15 protein-coding genes are annotated in these 18434 nt (G+C 63.1%); 8 read left to right on the top strand and 7 right to left on the bottom strand.

Features of this window, described 5'->3' with window-relative positions:
- Positions 1–3: 3 nt before the first annotated feature.
- The 4 genes from OZ911_RS27320 (at position 4) to OZ911_RS27305 (ending at position 4858) form a co-directional block, all read left to right on the top strand.
- Positions 4–873, top strand: a complete 870-nt coding sequence (locus tag OZ911_RS27320; protein WP_023047215.1) for a LysR family transcriptional regulator — start codon at positions 4–6, stop codon at positions 871–873.
- Between the two features lie 156 nt (positions 874–1029).
- Positions 1030–2088, top strand: a complete 1059-nt coding sequence (locus OZ911_RS27315) for a putative 2-aminoethylphosphonate ABC transporter ATP-binding protein (RefSeq protein WP_023047214.1) — start codon at positions 1030–1032, stop codon at positions 2086–2088.
- Position 2089: 1 nt separating this feature from the next.
- Positions 2090–3814 carry a putative 2-aminoethylphosphonate ABC transporter permease subunit gene (locus OZ911_RS27310; protein WP_023047213.1) on the top strand — a complete coding sequence of 575 codons (1725 nt, stop codon included), beginning with the start codon at positions 2090–2092 and terminating at the stop codon, positions 3812–3814.
- A gap of 18 nt (positions 3815–3832) precedes the next feature.
- The gene (locus tag OZ911_RS27305) at positions 3833–4858 is read left to right on the top strand and encodes a putative 2-aminoethylphosphonate ABC transporter substrate-binding protein (protein WP_023047212.1); all 1026 of its coding nucleotides are present in this window, start codon (positions 3833–3835) and stop codon (positions 4856–4858) included.
- Positions 4859–5314: 456 nt separating this feature from the next.
- On the opposite strand, the gene OZ911_RS27300 is transcribed toward OZ911_RS27305, so the two are convergent.
- Both OZ911_RS27300 and OZ911_RS27295 read right to left on the bottom strand, forming a co-directional pair.
- Positions 5315–6679 carry a GTPase/DUF3482 domain-containing protein gene (locus tag OZ911_RS27300; RefSeq protein WP_070086925.1) on the bottom strand — a complete coding sequence of 455 codons (1365 nt, stop codon included), beginning with the start codon at positions 6677–6679 and terminating at the stop codon, positions 5315–5317.
- The gene (locus tag OZ911_RS27295; RefSeq protein ID WP_070086926.1) at positions 6672–8063 is read right to left on the bottom strand and encodes a DUF2868 domain-containing protein; all 1392 of its coding nucleotides are present in this window, start codon (positions 8061–8063) and stop codon (positions 6672–6674) included. The genes OZ911_RS27300 and OZ911_RS27295 overlap by 8 nt, the downstream gene beginning before the upstream one ends.
- A 53-nt stretch (positions 8064–8116) precedes the next feature.
- Between OZ911_RS27295 and OZ911_RS27290 the strand changes: the two genes are divergently transcribed.
- A complete protein-coding gene (locus OZ911_RS27290) occupies positions 8117–8632 on the top strand; it encodes a dihydrofolate reductase (protein ID WP_023048386.1) in 516 nt (171 codons plus the stop codon).
- A 34-nt stretch (positions 8633–8666) separates the two neighbouring features.
- Here the strand turns inward: OZ911_RS27290 and OZ911_RS27285 are convergent, their stop codons facing one another.
- Positions 8667–10058 (bottom strand): L-cystine transporter, encoded by a 1392-nt coding sequence (locus tag OZ911_RS27285; protein ID WP_023048385.1) that lies wholly within the window; start codon positions 10056–10058, stop codon positions 8667–8669.
- A 245-nt stretch (positions 10059–10303) separates the two neighbouring features.
- Between OZ911_RS27285 and OZ911_RS27280 the strand changes: the two genes are divergently transcribed.
- Complete coding sequence (locus tag OZ911_RS27280) at positions 10304–11359, top strand: HAD family hydrolase (protein ID WP_016489669.1); 1056 nt, start codon at positions 10304–10306, stop codon at positions 11357–11359.
- Between the two features lie 111 nt (positions 11360–11470).
- On the opposite strand, the gene ilvD is transcribed toward OZ911_RS27280, so the two are convergent.
- From ilvD to OZ911_RS27265, 3 genes are all read right to left on the bottom strand, one after another.
- Positions 11471–13312, bottom strand: coding sequence for a dihydroxy-acid dehydratase (gene ilvD / locus OZ911_RS27275; RefSeq protein WP_016489668.1), 1842 nt, complete (start codon positions 13310–13312; stop codon positions 11471–11473).
- Positions 13313–13683: 371 nt separating this feature from the next.
- Positions 13684–14676 carry a hypothetical protein gene (locus OZ911_RS27270; RefSeq protein ID WP_023048383.1) on the bottom strand — a complete coding sequence of 331 codons (993 nt, stop codon included), beginning with the start codon at positions 14674–14676 and terminating at the stop codon, positions 13684–13686.
- 194 nt (positions 14677–14870) lie between these two features.
- Positions 14871–16067: a class I SAM-dependent rRNA methyltransferase gene (locus OZ911_RS27265; protein ID WP_016489666.1), complete on the bottom strand. Its 1197-nt coding sequence runs from the start codon at positions 16065–16067 to the stop codon at positions 14871–14873.
- 233 nt (positions 16068–16300) lie between these two features.
- Here OZ911_RS27265 and OZ911_RS27260 point away from each other — a divergent pair, with 233 nt between their 5' ends.
- The gene (locus tag OZ911_RS27260; RefSeq protein ID WP_172455958.1) at positions 16301–17119 is read left to right on the top strand and encodes an HDOD domain-containing protein; all 819 of its coding nucleotides are present in this window, start codon (positions 16301–16303) and stop codon (positions 17117–17119) included.
- Positions 17120–17122: 3 nt separating this feature from the next.
- Entirely contained in the window at positions 17123–17935 is an 813-nt protein-coding gene (gene mutM, locus OZ911_RS27255) for a bifunctional DNA-formamidopyrimidine glycosylase/DNA-(apurinic or apyrimidinic site) lyase (protein WP_016489664.1), read from the top strand.
- A 161-nt stretch (positions 17936–18096) separates the two neighbouring features.
- Here mutM and OZ911_RS27250 read toward each other — a convergent pair whose 3' ends face one another.
- Positions 18097–18348, bottom strand: coding sequence for a YfhL family 4Fe-4S dicluster ferredoxin (locus tag OZ911_RS27250; RefSeq protein WP_016489663.1), 252 nt, complete (start codon positions 18346–18348; stop codon positions 18097–18099).
- Positions 18349–18434 lie beyond the last annotated feature (86 nt).

Here is an 18434-nt window from a genome sequence, read left to right as displayed (position 1 = left end):
TGCATGCTGAGTTCGGAGCTTAAAGCCTTTTACATGGTGGCCCGCCTGGGCAGCATCACCCTGGCGGCAAAGAAGCTCGGGCTCAGCCAGCCCACGGTGACCACGCAGATCCGCAACCTGGAAAGCCACTACACGGTCGAGCTGTTCTACCGTGGCGGGCGGCGCTTGGTGTTGAGCGAAGAGGGCGTGCGACTGCTGCCGATGGTCAAGGCGCTGTTGCAACAGGAGGCCGACATCGAGTTCGAGCTGCGCAACAGCGGCCAGGCCCAAGGCAGCTTGCGCATCGCCGCCACGGCGCCTTACTACATTCTCGACCTGGTGAAGATCTACCGCGAGCGCTTGCCGCAGGTGGATGTAGCGGTGGAGATCGGCAACTCGCAGCAGGTGCTGGAAATGCTCGAAGACTACCGGGTGGATATCGCCGCTTCGTCGCAGCTGCTGGAGGACGCCCGGCTGGTGCGGCGGGTGCTGGGCACCGATCCGCTGGTGGTAGCGGTGCACCGCAACCACCCGTTGGCCCACCGCCAGACCGTGTCCATCGATGTGGTGGCCGGGCATTGCCTGTTGATGCGCGAAAAGGGCTCGACCACGCGCAAGCTGACCGAGCAGATGATGCAGGAGGCCGGGGTGACGGCCGGGGCCTTGCTGGAAATCGGCAGCCGCGAGTCGATCCGCGAAGCGGTGCTGCGCAACATCGGCATCAGCGTGATTGCCCGCCATGAGGTGCCGCACAACCCCGAACTGCGGGTGCTCGTGCTGGAGAATGCGCCGGTGATGCATGAATACCTGTATTGCCTGAAGGAACGGCGCCAGGCCAGGTTGCCGGCCGCGTTCCTGGGTGTAGCGCAAGAAGTGGCCGGTTCGCATTTCTAGACCTGTGTTGGCTTCTTCGCGGGCAAGCCCGCGAAGAGGCCCCCACAGGCCAATACAAAATCTGCCTATACCACTATCACCGGCTTTTGCCTCAAAGCCACAGAACCTTCGCACAGCCTTCCTAGCATGGCCCCATCTCTTCGATGAGGCCCTGCCATGAACCACACCACCCCCGGCGCACAGATGAAAGTGCGCAACATCCACAAGCGCTTCGGTGCCTTTACGGCGCTCAACGATGTCTCGCTGGACATCGCCGCCGGCGAACTGGTGTGCCTGCTCGGCCCGTCCGGCTGTGGCAAGACCACGCTGTTGCGCTGCATCGCCGGCCTGGAGCGCCAGGACCGCGGCACGCTGTATATCGGCGAGCGCGATATCTCCGAGCTGCCGCCCCAGGCCCGTGACTACGGCATCCTGTTCCAGTCCTACGCGCTGTTCCCCAACCTGACCGTCGAAGCCAACATCGCCTACGGCCTGACCGGCAGTGGCCGCGAGCAGGCCCGCCAGCGGGTGGCTGAAATGCTCGAACTGGTAGGCCTTTCTGGCAGCGAGAAGAAATACCCTGGCCAGCTCTCTGGTGGCCAGCAGCAACGTGTGGCCCTGGCCCGTGCGCTGGCGCCGTCGCCATCCCTGCTACTGCTCGACGAGCCGATGTCGGCGCTGGACGCCCGGGTGCGTGAGCACCTGTGCACCGAGCTGCGCCAGCTGCAACGCCAGCTGGGCATCACCACCTTGATGGTGACCCACAACCAGGACGAAGCCATGCTGATGGCCGACCGCATTGCGGTGATGAACAACGGCCAGGTCGAGCAGTACGCCACCCCGCAGGAAATCTACGACCAGCCGGCCACGCCGTTCGTTGCCGAGTTCGTCGGCCAGGGCAACTGGCTGCCGTTCCAGCGCAGCGGCGACAGCCATGCCCAGGTTGGCGGCATGAACATGCGCCTGGCGCCGGGGTCGGCCCAGGCCAGCAGCGGCCGGCTGTTCTGTCGCCCGGAGGCGATCACGGTCAACCCGGTGGTACACGAAGAAAACCTGTTCCCGGCTATGGTCCGCGAAATCACCTTTCTCGGTAACCGCTGCCGCATGAGTTTTGAACTCAAGGCCCTGCCAGGCCATGCCCTGCTGGCCGAGCTGGCCCCCGAGGCCATGCCGCGCCTGGGTTCGCAGGACATCTGGGTGGCATTGCCACCGCAGAGCCTGCAGGTGTTTGCCTGAGATGGCCGCGCCAATGTCCTTGCCGCTGAGCCAGGCCAAAGCCGCGCCGCGTGCTGGCGTTGCCTTGGGCGACCGGTTGTTCGTCGTCGGCGGCAAGAGCCTGCTGCTGATCCTGTTGGTGCTGGCCGTGCTGATGCCGCTGCTGGCGATCTTCTGGCGTGGCTTCAGCGCGGACGCGGGCCAGGGTGGCGGCTTGTTGGCAGCCCGGGAGCTGTTCGCCAGCGACAACTTCCACTGGTTGCTCGGCAACAGCCTGTCGGTGGCTTTCACCGTTGCGGCCATCGTGGTGCCGTTGGCCTACCTGTTTGCCTATGCCCTGCAACGTACGCTGATCCCGGCCAAGGGCCTGTGGCGGGGGATTTCGCTGCTGCCGCTGCTTGCCCCGTCGATGCTGCCGGCCATCGCTTTGGTCTACCTGTTCGGTAACCAAGGGCTGCTACGCGGGTTGCTCAGCGACAACATCTACGGCTTCTGGGGCATCGTGCTGGGGGAGGCCATCTACACCTTCCCGCATGCGCTGATGATCCTGCTGTCGGCGCTGTCGCTGGCCGATGCTCGGCTGTTCGATGCTGCCTCCAGCATGGGCGCCGGCCCAGGTCGGGCGTTCACCAGCATCACCTGGCCGGCCACGCGCCAGGCGGTGTTTGCGGCGTTCTGCCTGGTGTTCACCCTGACCATCACCGACTTCGGTGTGCCGGTGGTGGTCGGTGGCGACTATCAGGTGCTGGCGCTGGAGGCCTACAAGGCGGTGGTCGGCCAGCAACAGTTCGGCCGTGGTGCGCTAATCGGCATGGTGCTGCTGTTGCCGGCCCTGTTCAGCTTCAGCGTCGACGCCTGGCTGCGCCGGCGCCAGGGCGACGCCATGAGCGGCCGCGCCCAGGTGTTCGAACCCAAGCCATCGCGTGGCCGCGATGCCTGCTTCCTGGCCCTCGTGCTGCTGGTGTGTGCGGCATTGCTGCTGATGATCGGCATGGCGGTGTATTCGTCGCTGGTCACTTTCTGGCCATACAACCTTTCGTTGTCGCTGCGTCACTACATGTTCGAAGACACCGCCGGTGGCGGCTGGCTGGCCTACCGCAACAGCGTGACCATGGCCATCGGCACCGCGCTGATCGGCAGCATCGTGATTTTCACCGGTGCCTACCTGATGGAGAAGACCCAAGGGCAGCGCCTGCTCAACCAGGTGCTGCGCCTGCTCAGTTTTATCCCCATGGCCGTGCCGGGCCTGGTGCTGGGCCTGGGCTACGTCTTCTTCTTCAACCTGAACGGCAACCCGCTGCATGTGCTGTACGGCAGCATGGGGCTGTTGGTGGTGTGCACCATCGCCCATTACCTGACCACCGCGCAGATGACCGCAACCACCGCGCTGCGCCAGCTTGATGGCGAGTTCGAGGCCGCGGCGCTCTCGTTGAAGGCGCCGCTGTACAAGCACTTCGTGCGGGTCACAGTGCCTATCTGCCTGCCAGCGCTGCTGGACATCATCCGCTACCTGTTCGTTTCGGCGATGACCACGGTGTCTGCGGCGATCTTCCTGTACAGCCCCGACACCATCCTGGCTGCCGTTGCCGTGCTGAATATGGACGATGCCGGCAACGTTGGCGGTGCTGCTGCCATGTCCACCCTGATCCTGCTGACCAGTGCCGGCGCTTCACTGCTGCTGGCCGCAGCCTCACGCGGCCTGCTGCGCCGCTCCCAAGCCTGGCGCCAACGCGCCGCGACCGTCTGACCTGTAAGGAACCTATCCATGTACAAGCACCTTGCACTTGCCGCTGCTGTTTGCAGCGTGTTCAGCCTGCAGGCTTCGGCCGCCGGTACCCAGCTGACGGTCTACACCGCACTGGAAGCCGAGCAGTTGAAGAGCTACAAGCAGGCCTTCGAGAAGGCCAACCCGGACATCGAGATCAAGTGGGTACGCGATTCCACCGGCATCATCACTGCCAAGCTGCTGGCCGAGAAAGACCGCCCGCAAGCCGACGCGGTATGGGGCCTGGCAGCGTCCAGCCTGGCCATTCTCGACCAGAACGGCATGCTTGAAGCCTACGCACCCAAGGACCTGGGCAAGATCTCCGGCAACTACCGGGACGCTGCCAACCCGCCGGCGTGGGTGGGCATGGACGTGTGGGCCGCAACCATCTGCTTTAATACCATCGAGGCCGAGAAGCAGGGCCTGAGCAAGCCGGTGAGCTGGCAGGACCTGACCAAGCCTGAGTACAAGGGCAAGATCGTCATGCCGAACCCGGCCTCGTCGGGTACCGGCTTCCTTGATGTGAGTGCCTGGTTGCAGACCTTTGGTGAGCCGCAAGGCTGGGCCTACATGGACGCACTGCACCAGAATATCGGCCAGTATGTTCACTCCGGCTCCAAGCCATGCAAGCTGGCGGCTGCGGGCGAGTTCCCGATCGGTATCTCGTTCGAATACCCGGCTGTGCAACTGAAGCGCCAGGGCGCGCCGCTGGACATCGTGTTGCCGAAGGAAGGCCTGGGCTGGGAGATCGAGGCGACTGCTGTGATCAAAGGCTCGCCCAAGGCGGATGCGGCCAAGCGCCTGGCTGATTTCTCGGCCAGCCCGGCGGCGATGGAGCTGTACAAGGAAAACTTCGCCGTGCTGGCCGCGCCGGGTATTGCCAAGCCACAGACCGAGCTACCGGCGGACTATGAACAGCGCCTGATCAAGAACGACTTTGCCTGGGCATCGAAGAACCGTGACCAGATTCTGGCCGAGTGGCGCAAGCGCTACGACGGCAAGTCGGAGAAGGTGGCCCAGCAGTGATTGAGTGAGGGCTGGCAGGGGTATGGCTTGTGTGGTGTGGCGCCTATGAGATCGAGCGCCGCCCGCGCGGCGCTTCGCGGGGCAAGCCCGCTCCCACATTTGTTGCAACGTGGCCATGCCTGTGGAAGCGGCGTTGTCAGCCTTGGTGCATGTCTTGAAACAGGGCGGGGCGGCGGCGGCGGCAGCCAAGTAATCGCGTCAAGCCAACAAGGCTTACAACTATGGCCTGATAGGTTTGGCACGTTGCAACAAATGTGGGAGCGGGCTTGCCCCGCGAAGCGCCGCGCGGGCGGCGCTCGATCTCACAGGCGATGGAAATGCATAGGCAAACGCCTGGCGGCCCTAATGCAATTTGCCAGAAACCATAGAATCTCCCACAGAGACCGCACACGCCTAAAAAACTGCGCTATCCCTGTGGAAGCGAGCTTGCCCGCGAAGAGGCCAGACCCTGCGGGCTCAGATCTGTGAAACCAATGCCTCCAACTGTTCCTGCCGCTCAGCCTGATTCAGCTTCGCCCCGGGGTTGAGGGTGGACCACTGTGGGTGCGCCCGCGCCTTCACCAGTGCTTCTGGCAACTTGCCCTCGCGCCATGCCTTTTCATCCAGCTCACCCAGCCTGATGCTGTCTTGCGCCGCATGCCCGCGGTTATCCAGCGCCATCATCAACTGCTGCTGACGCAAAGCCAGCAGGCGCAATACCGTGTCGTCCACGGTCAGCTCGCGTTTGCCCTTGAGCTTGCCCATCAACCGTGAGCCATAGTTACGCGCCGTCTGCAGCGCACCACCGGCAATCGCCCCGGCCAGCGCTGCCGCGCCGAGGGTAAGCCCGCCGACCAGCAGATCGACCCCGGCGCCGGCTGCAGCGCCGGCCGCCACGCCGCTGCCCAGGCGCACGCCCAGCAGCTTCAGGGTTTCAGGATTGAACAGGTCATCGCCCCAGCGGCCATCGAGCAACGGCAGGTCGCTGGCATGGGCATCCTCGCGGCGGAAGGCATACAGCTTGAGCAGGGCTTCGACGCAACGCTGTTCACGTTGGCGTATGTCCTGGCGCAGTGCCTCTATGGCCTTGGCTTCGGCCGCTGGCTCGGCCTCGACGCTACGCCGGCAGGCGGCGCAGTCCAGCAGCAACTCGGCAATCAGCCGCTTGCCACTGTGCTGGCGGGCCAGGCGCTGTGCCTGCTGGTCGTCGATCAGCCGCTGCAGGGCCGGGCGAGCATCCTCCAGCAGCAGGGCCAGGCTTTCATATAAGCGGCGCTCGCCATCCTCGGGCGGGGCCACGCTGTCGAACCGCACCAACGCGTGAAGCCCAAGCCGGGCAAGGGCTTCACGCCATTGCGGCTCGCGGTGCTGGTGGCTGGCGACGAAGTTGAGCACCGGCAGCAACGGCTTGCCGCAGCTGGCCAGCACTTCCAGTTCGTCGCGGTACTTGGCCAGCACCGGCTCGCGGGCGTCGATTACATATAGGCCGGCATCGCTGGCCAGCAACTGGCGCAGCACCTTGGCCTCCTGCTCGAAGCGCTGGCGCGCCTCGCTGCCTTGCAGAAAGCGCTCCAGGCGGGCCGGGCCGTCCAGGCGCTCGCCCGGGCGCTCCAGCCGCTCCAGGTAGTCGAGCAGGGCAATGGCGTCCTCCAGGCCCGGGGTGTCGTACAACTCCAGCAAGGGTTCGCCGTCCACCGACAAGCGCGCACCTTCTACATGGCGGGTGGTGCTGGGGCGGTGGGACACTTCGCCAAAGCTTACGTCGCGGGTCAGCGTGCGCAGCAGCGAGGTCTTGCCGACGTTGGTATGGCCGACCACGGCCAGTTTCAGTGGCTCAGTCATGGCCATGCTCCAGCCAGGTCAGTGGTGAGGTGTCGGCGTGCTGCAGGCCAAGGCGGTCGAGGGCTTCGTGCCAATCGCCCAGGCGCTGGGCATCAACAGCCTGGCCGGGTGCGGACTGCAGTAGCCAGATACGGGTTGCGCCGGCATTGCGCGCCAGTTCGGCGAGCAACGCCAGGCTGCCGCGGTCGGGCGAGCGCCGGGGGTCGCAGGCGATGGCCAGGCGTGCCGGGGGGAAGCGGCTGAGTTGTTCGAGCAGCCTGTTGCGCGATTCGCGGCTGTCGAGCACGCCAGCATCGATCACGCTGTTCGGCAGGGCGGGCGGCCAGGGGCGCTGGTCGTCCAGTTCCAGGCCCACCAGCAGGGCACCGCTGCTGCCGCTTTCCAGCTGGCCGGCGGGAAACTGTGGCAGGGCCTCGGGCGCGGCATCCTGCACGCCGATGCGTTCGCTGCGCGGCATCAGTGCATCACGCAGTTGCGCGTAGCCGGGCAGGCTCAAGTCCAGTGCCAGGCGCTCGCGGCCTTGGCGCCAGCGCCACAGGCACAATGCAGCCAGTACCAGGCGTGGTAACAGGCCATACACCAGCACCACCCCCAGCAACCAGCTGGCCCAGGCCTGTCGGGCTTGCTCCAGGGCCGGCAAGGTGTCGCCGCTGGCGCGGATCATGGCTTCGTCAGGCACGGCAAAGCCCAGCAGCGAAGGCAGGGCGCCCAGGGCTTGGGTCAGGTGGATGAACGGGTCGGCGGCAAGCAGCGTGGTTTCCCAGACAAAGCCATAGCGCCGGGTCGCCAGCAAGGCCAGCAGCATGCCCAGGGCGGTGAGCATGGCCAGCAGCCACAGGCCATGCACCAGCAGGCCGAGCAGCCAGCGGTTCAGGCGTTGGCGTTGCAGCAGCACAAGCAGCGCAGGTGCCAGGTGTGCGGCCTTGGCATCGCGAGCAAAGCGTTCACTCAGCCATAGCCACAAGCGGCCCAGCCCTGCGCCATGCTCGCCGCTTACGGCAAAACCGATGGCCCAGCCCAGCAGCATCAGCAGGTTCAGCCCGAGCAGGCTGCCCAGGGCCCAGAACACGTTCACCGGCCGCTGCCCGTCGCCCAGGGCGGCCAGGGCCAGGCCCGCGCCGCTGAGCACGGCCATCAGCAGCAAGGCCAGCAGCGCCAGGCGCGCGCCTTGCTTCCAGTGGCGCAGGGCGGTGCTCATGCCATCGCGTTCGGCCAGGAACAGTGCACGGGTTTCGATGCGGGCCGCCAGGTCGCCGCCCAATTGGCGGGCGCGACGGTTGGCTTCCTGGTCCTCCAGGGGGCCGGCGTGTTCCTCGCGCAGGCGTACCGCTTCGGTGAGCCAGCGCTTGTCCAGTGGAGTCGGTCCAGTCACAAGGTCTTCCATTGCACGGTTCAGGGCAGAAGCATAACCCACCGCGGGTTTGCTATCCTCGCTGCATGACGACTTCACTCCCCCTCAGCCTGATTGCGGCGCTCGCCGAGAACCGCGTGATAGGCATCGACAATTCCATGCCCTGGCATTTGCCGGGGGATTTCAAGTACTTCAAGGCCACCACCCTGGGCAAGCCAATCATCATGGGCCGCAAGACCTGGGACTCCCTGGGCCGACCGCTGCTGGGGCGTTTGAATATCGTGGTCAGCCGCCAACCGGGCCTGGAACTGGCGGGTGCCGAGGTTTTCGCCTCGCTGGAAGACGCGATTGTGCGCGCCGGGCAGTGGGCACGCGAGCAGGGCGTGGATGAGCTGATGCTGATCGGCGGCGCGCAGTTGTATGCACAGGCGCTGGAGAAAGGCTTGGTGAGCCGCATGTACCTGACCCGGGTGGAGCTTGAGCCGGAAGGTGATGCGTGGTTCCCCGAGTTCGACAAAGGGGAGTGGCAACTGGCGTCGAGTGAAGCGCAGGCAGAGGCGGACAAGCCTGCGTATCACTTCGAGGTGTGGAACAAGGTGTGATGATTCTGGGGCCGCATTAGCGGCCCCAGCCGTTTCAGGAGTGGCTCAACTCGGCGTGCTCATCGTCAGCCAGCACATCCTTGTCTGTCTCCTTGAGCAGTTGGCTGGTCACCACGCCTGCGGTCATCGAGCCATTGACGTTCAACGCCGTGCGGCCCATGTCGATCAGCGGCTCCACCGAAATCAGCAACGCCACCAGCTCCACCGGCAAGCCCATGGCTGGGAGCACGATCAGCGCGGCAAAGGTGGCCCCGCCACCCACGCCGGCAACCCCTGCAGAACTCAGCGTGACGATGGCCACCAGGGTAGCGATCCACAGCGGGTCGAAGGTATCGATGCCCACCGCCGGTGCCACCATCACCGCCAGCATGGCGGGATAGAGGCCAGCGCAGCCGTTCTGGCCAATGGTGGTGCCGAACGATGCGCTGAAGCTGGCAATCGACTGCGGCACACCCAGACGGCGGGTTTGCGCTTCGATGTTCAGCGGAATGCTGGCGGCGCTGGAGCGGCTGGTGAAGGCGAAGGTCAGCACCGGCCACACCTTGCGGAAGAAGCGCAGCGGGCTCACACCGGTCGCCGCCAGGATGAGGGCATGCACCACGAACATCAGCCCCAGGCCCAGGTACGACACCACCACGAAGCTGCCCAGCTTGAGGATGTCTTCCATGTTCGAGCTGGCAACCACCTTGGTCATCAACGCCAGCACGCCATACGGGGTCAGTTTCATTACCACCCGCACCAGGCGCATCACCCAGGCTTGCAGGGTGTCGATGGCCGACAGGGCGCGCTCGCCTTTCTCGGCATCGTCCTTGATCAGCTGCAGCGCGGCCAGGCCGACGAACACGGCGAAGATCACCACGCTGATGATCGACGTCGGCTTGGCCCGCGCCAGGTCACCCACCGGGTTGCTGGGGATGAACGACAGCAGCAGCTGCGGGATGTTGAGGTCGGCGACCTTGCCAGCGTAGTCGCTGTGGATAACCTGCATGCGGGCGCTTTCCTGCACACCGGCCACCAGGCCTTCGGCACTCAGGCCGAACAGGTTGGTCAGCACGATGCCGATCAGCGCGGCAATGGCGGTGGTCAGCAGCAGGGTGCCGATGCTCAGCACGCTGATGCGGCCCAGCGACGAGGCATTGTGCAGGCGCGCCACGGCGCTGAGGATCGAGGCGAAGATCAGCGGCATGACAATCATCTGCAGCAGGCCCACATAGCCGTTGCCGACCAGGTCAAGCCAGGCGATGGTGGCCTTGAGCACGGGGTGGCCAGCGCCGTAGATCGTGTGCAGGGCCAGGCCGAAGACGACGCCCAGCACCAGGCCCAGCAGTACCTTCTTGGCCAGGCTCCAGTCGGTGCGGCGGGTTTGTGCCAGGCCCAGCAACAGGGCCAGGAACGCCAGCAGGTTTAGGGACAGCGGCAGGTTCATTGAAGCTCCAGCAGAAAAAGGCAGAATTGGCATCGCCTCTGTGAGCGATTGCGAACGGAAATGCTAACAGCCTGAAAACAAACGAATTTATACCCAAATGGAATTTGCATAGTCGTTTATGGAATAACGAAGTGTCGCGTATTGCAATGAACACGGCGTTTACGGCTGTCTGGAGGTCGTTATCGAGGGTTGCCAGGGGTGATTGTTGCACTAGCGTTTCTGGGTCACTTTCAGGAGATTCGTACATGAAATCCGCTGTGAAAGCTGCCGCCATCGGCCTGTCCCTGCTGTTCAGTATCGAAACCTTCGCCACCGAGCTCCAACATTGGCCTGCCGAAGCGGCCAGGCAGCTCGACAGCATGATCGCCGCCAATGCCAATAAAGGTAACTACGCGGTGTTCGACATGGACAACACCAGTTACCGTTATGACCTGGAAGAAGCCTTGCTGCCCTTCATGGAAAACAAAGGCCTGCTGAGCCGCGACAAGCTCGACCCTTCGCTGAAACTGATGCCGTTCAAGGACACTGCCGAGCACAAGGAAAGCCTGTTCAGCTACTACTACCGGTTGTGCGAAGTCGACGATATGGTCTGCTACCCGTGGGTGGCCCAGGTGTTTTCCGGTTTTACCCTGAAGGAGTTGAAGGTGCAGGTGGATGAGCTGATGGCTTCGACCAAGCCCATCCCCAGCACTTATTACGAAGGTGACCAGGTCAAGGCCATCGAAGTACAGCCCCCCAAGGTCTTCAGGGGCCAGGCCGAGCTGTACAACAAACTGATGGAGAACGGCATCGAGGTCTATGTGATTTCTGCTGCCTCCGAGGAACTGGTGCGCATGGTCGCATCAGATCCCAAGTACGGCTACAACGTGAAGCCGCAGAACGTGATTGGCGTGAGTCTGCTGTTAAAGGACCGCAGCAATGGCCAACTGACCACGGCGCGCAAGCAGATCAGTGCCGGCCATTACGATGCCAAGGCCAATGAAGGGCTGGAGCTGACCCCGTATCTGTGGACCCCGGCTACCTGGATGGCGGGCAAGCAGGCGGCCATCCTGACCTACATCGATGAATGGAAGAAGCCGGTGCTGGTGGGCGGCGACACGCCGACCAGCGATGGCTACATGCAGTTCCACGGGGTGGATGTGGGCAAAGGTGGCATCCACCTGTGGATAAACCGCAAGGCCAAGTACATGGACCAGCTCAACGGCATGATTACCAGGAATGCGGCGGCGCAGGCCAAGGAAGGGTTGCCGGTGACGGCGGACAAGAACTGGGTGATCGTGACGCCGGAGCAAATCCAGTAGTTGTTGCGTTGTCTGCTCCGGCCTCTTCGCGGGCGTGCCCGCGAAGAGGCCGGAACAGGCATAAAAAAACCGGCGCCCAGGGCGCCGGTTCTTCTTTCACGCTAAAAAGGCTCAGAGCCCTTCCAGCATCGCCTTGTTGCGCACCGCACCCTTGTCGGCACTGGTCGCCAGCAGGGCATAGGCCTTCAGCGCGGTGGTCACCTTGCGTGGGCGTACTTCAGCGGGTTTCCAGCCCTTCTTGTCCTGCTCGATGCGGCGCTCGGCCAGCGCTTCGTCGCTGACCAGCAGGTTGATCGAACGGTTAGGGATGTCGATCAATACCTTGTCGCCATCACGGACCAGGCCGATGGCGCCGCCAGCAGCAGCTTCTGGCGAGGCGTGGCCGATCGACAGGCCCGAGGTGCCGCCCGAGAAGCGGCCGTCGGTGAGCAGGGCGCAGGCCTTGCCCAGGCCTTTGGACTTCAGGTACGAGGTCGGGTACAGCATTTCCTGCATGCCCGGGCCGCCTTTCGGGCCTTCGTAGCGGATGATCACGATGTCGCCGGCCTTCACCTCGTCGGCGAGGATGCCGCGCACGGCGCTGTCCTGGCTCTCGAAGATCTTGGCGTTGCCCTCGAACACGTGGATCGACTCGTCGACACCGGCGGTTTTCACCACGCAACCGTCGACCGCGATGTTGCCGTACAGCACGGCCAGCCCGCCTTCTTGCGAGTAGGCGTGCTCGAAGCTGCGGATGCAGCCGTTTTCACGGTCGTCATCAAGGGTTTCCCAACGGGTCGACTGGCTGAATGCGGTCTGGGTCGGGATACCGGCAGGGCCGGCCTTGAAGAAGGTGTGCACGGCTTCGTCATCGGTCTGGGTGATGTCCCATTTGGCGATGGCTTCTTCCATGCTGCGGCTGTGCACGGTCGGCAGGTCGGTGTGCAGCAGGCCGCCACGGGCCAGCGAACCGAGGATGCTGAAGATGCCGCCGGCGCGGTGCACGTCTTCCATGTGGTACTTCTGGATGTTCGGCGCCACTTTGCACAACTGCGGCACTTTACGCGACAGGCGGTCGATGTCACGCAGGTCGAACGCGACTTCGCCTTCCTGGGCTGCGGCCAGCAGGTGCAGGATGGTGTTGGTCGAGCCGCCCATCGCGATGTCGAGCATCATGGCGTTTTCAAACGCCTTGAAGTTGGCGATGCTGCGGGGCAGCACCGACTCGTCGTTCTCGCCGTAGTAGCGCTTGCACAGCTCGACGATGGTGCGGCCGGCAGTGAGGAACAGCTGCTCGCGGTCGGCGTGGGTGGCCAGGGTCGAGCCATTGCCCGGCAAGGCCAGGCCCAGGGCTTCGGTCAGGCAGTTCATCGAGTTGGCGGTGAACATGCCGGAGCACGAACCGCACGTCGGGCAGGCACTGCGCTCGTATTCGGCGACTTTTTCATCGGAGGCCGAGGCATCGGCGGCGATGACCATGGCGTCGACCAGGTCCAGGCCGTGGCTGGCCAGCTTGGTCTTGCCGGCTTCCATCGGGCCGCCGGAAACGAAGATCACCGGGATGTTCAGGCGCAGGGCGGCCATCAGCATGCCGGGGGTGATCTTGTCGCAGTTGGAGATGCACACGATGGCGTCGGCGCAGTGGGCGTTGACCATGTATTCCACGGCGTCGGCAATGATCTCGCGGCTTGGCAGCGAGTACAGCATGCCGTCGTGGCCCATGGCGATGCCGTCATCGACCGCGATGGTGTTGAATTCCTTGGCCACGCCACCGGCGCGCTCGATCTCGCGGGCGACCAGCTGGCCCAGGTCCTTCAGGTGCACGTGGCCCGGGACGAACTGGGTGAACGAGTTGGCGATGGCGATGATCGGTTTCTTGAAGTCTTCGTCTTTCATCCCGGTGGCACGCCACAAGGCACGGGCGCCGGCCATGTTGCGGCCTTGGGTGGAAGTCTTGGAACGATAATCAGGCATGAAGCACTCCTGGCGGCTTAATCAGGTCACAAAAAGGGGAGTGAGCTTCTCTTTTCCTATGCGCCTTAGGCCGGTTGCCACTGGCACGGATGGGGCCGAAGACAGCACGGGATCGCCGCGTGCTCGACCAGAGCTCATAAACCCGCCGGGGATGACTGGCGATGAATAGCCCGATTCTACACCGCTGGCGCGGCGAGGGAATGGCGATGTGTCTGGGCGGTGGCATCGGGCGCGCGATGGGCGTTTTTGCAGGACCGTTCTGAAACCCGCCCCGTGGCGCTGACAAGCAGTGCACTCCAAGCCTTAAGCTGCCTTGAAAGGCCAGCTGCTATCGGCTTGCCACGAACCCATAGCTGCAGCTGAATGCGGTGTTAAGCGCTTTTTATAACGATTGAGCGCGTGTGAGATGAGCAGGTGGCTGCTGGGGTGCGTACCAGTGCCACTAGTTTAAAACTTGACATGTAATCAAGGTTGGGTTTTGAAAGCGTGTGCTCTACCGTTTCTGTGGGCTCACTTATTTTTTTGTGAGCAATTTCATTTTTATGCGAAGCACTGTTCAGGGCCAGTAAAAAAACTTCATCGCCCGCTATCAGCTCGGCGCTCAATGCTGTGGTAAAAGCATATTTCCCTGGGCTGCTCTCAACAGCACTCATCTGGGCGGGGGAGTAGGCGTCCTCCGCGTACATGTGGGTCGGGTTCGGAGCCAATACCTGAGCTTCGCTCCAGAAGCTGACAGAGGGGGAAGTGCGTGCCTCGCCGTCACGGACGACTTGATAAATAATGTGCACTTCGCCGCCGTTGGTGGGGAACGTCAATTCTTTTCCAATGGCTATTTCGAGTGGTTGCCCCACGTCGCCGAATTGTTCTTCAAGTATTCCACTGGCGAGAGGGTGGGACCCTACAAAGAACAGCCGAATGGTATCGGATGGTGTGGCGCCAGGGTACACGGGTATCGTAACGCTGAACCCATTTTTTACAGCGTCCCAAGGCAGCACGCCTTCTACGATGTCTTTTCCAACAGGATGATAGAGCTCTGCACCGAAATCATACGTGGTGGTCGGTGATGTATTGCCAGTTCTAACGATTATGTAATTTAACGTGACGCGGCGCCCATGCTGCTCATTCAGCCGTTCGCCGGATATGAAATGTTCGATTGTTTCCCCGGGCGCTTCACAATCTAATAATATAAAGCTGCTTATCTGGCCCACGTTTATGACGATGTGGTCGCCTTTCTGGAATACGCTCGACCCTGGAATCAGGATGGTTATGCCTTGGTTTAGTGTTTCAAACGGTAAGAAGTTATCGCTGTTGGCTTCTTTAATGGTTGGGGCTTCCAGCCCTTGGTGGTGATGGTTATTCCTCATTGCCGTTTTCTCCAATTTTCCCGGGTGGCTGGGCTTATTGGAATCCGGTGAGGGGGCGAAGACAACTGGCAGAAATGCCAGGCGTAGGCCGTTAATCGACACTGCTGTACGAAATATGGGAAGGGCCTCGGCTGTGCAGGCCGAGGCCGTAATCGTCGTTTCGGGAAACTAAACGGAATTCCCGGAACCCTTACTTAACTGTTGGGCAGCAACCGGCAGGTGATGCTCTTGATGTAGCGGGTTTCTGCAATGGCCGGGTGTACCGGATGGTCCGGGCCTTGGCCACCGCGCTCGAGCAGCTGCATGTTGCGGTCCAGGTGGCGGGCGCTGGTGAGCAGGATGTTGTTCAGGTCGTCCTCGGGCAAGTGCATCGAGCACGAAGCGCTGACCAGAATGCCATCTTTGTTCAGCATGCGCATGGCCTGTTCGTTCAGGCGGCGGTAGGCCGCTTCGCCGTTTTTCAGGTCCTTCTTGCGTTTGATGAAGGCGGGTGGGTCGGCAATGATCACGTCAAAGCGCTCTTCGGCAGCCTTGAGCTCGCGCAGGGCTTCGAACACGTCGCCTTCGATGCAGGTCAGCTTCTCGCTGATGCCGTTCAGTGCAGCGTTACGCTCCACGCCATCCAGGGCAAAACCCGAGGCATCGACACAGAATACTTCGCTGGCGCCGAAGGCACCGGCCTGCACGCCCCAGCCACCGATGTAGCTGAACAGGTCGAGTACACGCTTGCCCTTCACGTACGGCGCCAGGCGCGCGCGGTTCATGCGGTGGTCGTAGAACCAGCCGGTCTTCTGGCCTTCACGCACCGGGGCTTCGAACTTGACGCCGTTCTCTTCCAGCGGCACCCAGTCCGGCACCTCGCCGTAGACGGTCTCGACATAGCGCTGCAAGCCTTCGGCATCACGCGCAGCGGAGTCGTTCTTGAACAGGATGCCGCTGGGCTTGAGCACCTGCACCAAGGCAGCGATCACGTCGTCCTTGTGCGCTTCCATGGTGGCCGAGGCCAATTGCACCACGAGGATATCGAAGAAGCGGTCGACCACCAGGCCCGGCAGCAGGTCGGAATCGCCGTAGACCAGGCGGTAGCATGGTTGATCGAACAGGCGCTCGCGCAGCGACAGGGCGACGTTCAGGCGGTGTACCAGCAGCGACTTGTCCAGCGGCAGCTTGATGTCGCGCGACAGCAGGCGGGCGCAGATCAGGTTGTTCGGGCTGAGTGCGACGATGCCCAGCGGTTTGCCGTTGGCTGCCTCGAGAACGGCCTGCTGACCGGCCTGAAAGCCTTGCAGCGGGGTCGCGGTGACGTCGACTTCGTTGCTGTAGACCCACAGGTGGCCGGCGCGCAGGCGGCGGTCGGCGTTGGCTTTGAGGCGAAGGCTGGGCAGGGACATGACGTCGCTCCGGGAAAAAAGAGCGGGAGTATAGCGTGTCTGCGGTGCTTTCGCCTTTAGAGGTGCAGCGCCTGGGAGATCGAGCGCCGCGCGGGTGGCGCTCAATCTCGCAGCCGCTGCACCTGTCACGGCGAGCGCAGAGAGGGTTAAAATCCCCGGTCCTAAACGAGTGTGCACGTATGTCCCAAGAACTCAGCGCCGAACAGATCCAGCAAGCCTTGCAAGGCATCACCATTCCGCCGCAACCGCAGATCATGGTCGACCTGCAGTTCGAGCAATACATGCCTGACCCGGATCTGGAAACCATTGCCAAGCTGATTTCCCAGGACCCGGGGCTCTCGGGCGCCTTGCTCAAGCTGGTCAACTCCCCGCACTTCGGCCTTTCCAACAAGATCGGCTCGATCCAGCGCGCAGTGAACCTGCTGGGCAGCCGTTCGATCATCAACCTGATCAACGCCCAGTCGATCAAGGGCGAGATGAGCGACGAGACCATCGTCACCCTCAACCGCTTCTGGGATACCGCCCAGGACGTGGCGATGACCTGCCTGACGCTGGCCAAGCGCACCGGTGTCCAGGCCGCGGACGAGGCTTACACCCTGGGCCTGTTCCATGACTGTGGCGTGCCGCTGATGCTCAAGCGCTTCCCCGACTACATGGATGTGCTGGTGCAGGCCTATGCTCAGGCCAGCGCGCAAACGCGGGTCGTCGACACCGAAAACCGCGTGTTCAACACCAACCATTCGGTAGTCGGATATTTCACCGCCAAGTCGTGGCGCCTGCCTGAGCACCTCACGGCAGCCATCGCCAACCATCACAATGCCCTGGCCGTGTTCCGTGATGAGAGCTCGCGCAATACCCAGAGCCAGTTGAAAAACCTGCTGGCGGTACTGAAGATGGCCGAGCACATCTGCGCGTCCTACCGGGTGCTGGGCAACCAGGCGGTGGACCACGAATGGAACGCGGTCGGCCCGCTGGTGCTCGATTACATTGGCTTGTCGGAATACGATTTCGAAAACCTCAAACAGAACATTCGCGAGCTGAGCGGGCACTGACACATGCCGGAATTGCCAGAAGTAGAAACCACCCGGCGCGGTATCGCGCCCCACCTGGAAGGCCAGCGTGTCAGCCGCGTGGTGGTGCGTGACCGGCGCTTGCGTTGGCCAATCCCGGAAGACCTGGACGTGCGCCTGTCGGGGCAGCGCATTGTCAGTGTCGAGCGGCGCGCCAAATACCTGTTGATCAATGCCGAGGTGGGTACGCTGATCAGCCACCTGGGCATGTCGGGCAACTTGCGGCTGGTCGAACTGGGTTTGCCGGCGGCCCGGCATGAACATGTCGACATCGAGCTGGAGTCGGGGCTGATGCTGCGCTACACCGACCCGCGCCGCTTCGGGGCCATGCTGTGGAGCCTGGACCCGCTGAACCACGAGCTATTGCTGCGCCTCGGGCCAGAGCCGCTGACTGATCTGTTTGACGGTGAGCGCCTGTTCCAGCTGTCGCGCGGGCGGTCGATGGCGGTCAAGCCGTTCATCATGGACAACGCGGTGGTGGTGGGGGTGGGCAACATCTACGCCACTGAAGCGCTGTTTGCTGCAGGTATCGACCCGCGTCGGGAGGCGGGCGGGATTTCACGGGCGCGTTACCTGAAGCTGGCGATCGAGATCAAGCGGGTGCTGGCGGCGGCGATCGAGCGCGGCGGTACCACCCTGCGCGACTTCATCGGGGGCGATGGGCAGCCGGGTTACTTCCAGCAGGAACTGTTTGCGTACGGCCGTGGCGGGCAGCCGTGCAAGGTGTGCGGCACGGAGTTGCGCGAGGTGAAGCTGGGGCAGCGGGCGAGCGTGTATTGCCCGCGCTGCCAGCGCTAAGGTGTATCGCTGTCCCCTGTGGGAGCGGCCTTGTGTCGCGATGGGGCGCGAAGCGGCCCCATTGGTTTAGCTTCGCAGCAAAAATTGCCGGGGCCGCTGTGCGGCCCATCGCGACGCAAGGCCGCTCCCACAAGGACCGCACAGAGGCGAGCAGGCAGTGATCAGTCCTTGCCGGTAATCCGACGGTACTTGGCCATCAGCTGTTCTTCGGTTTCCGGGTGCGCTTCATCCAGCGGAATGCAGTCGACCGGGCAGACTTGCTGGCACTGCGGCTCGTCGTAATGGCCCACACACTGGGTGCACAGGTTAGGGTCGATCACGTAGATCTCTTCGCCTTGGGAGATGGCCTCGTTCGGGCACTCGGGTTCGCAGACGTCGCAATTGATGCAATCGTCGGTGATTATCAGGGACATGGGGACTCCGGCCGGGGCTCAGTGCCCGGGCATGTTCAACGCAATGGGCACAATTGTGCCGCATTCGCGCCCGCAGTGCACGCGGG

Origin of the sequence: Pseudomonas fortuita, from assembly GCF_026898135.2 — a bacterium.
In the GTDB taxonomy this organism is placed as follows: domain Bacteria; phylum Pseudomonadota; class Gammaproteobacteria; order Pseudomonadales; family Pseudomonadaceae; genus Aquipseudomonas; species Aquipseudomonas fortuita.
This window is presented reverse-complemented; position numbering and strand designations above follow the sequence as displayed.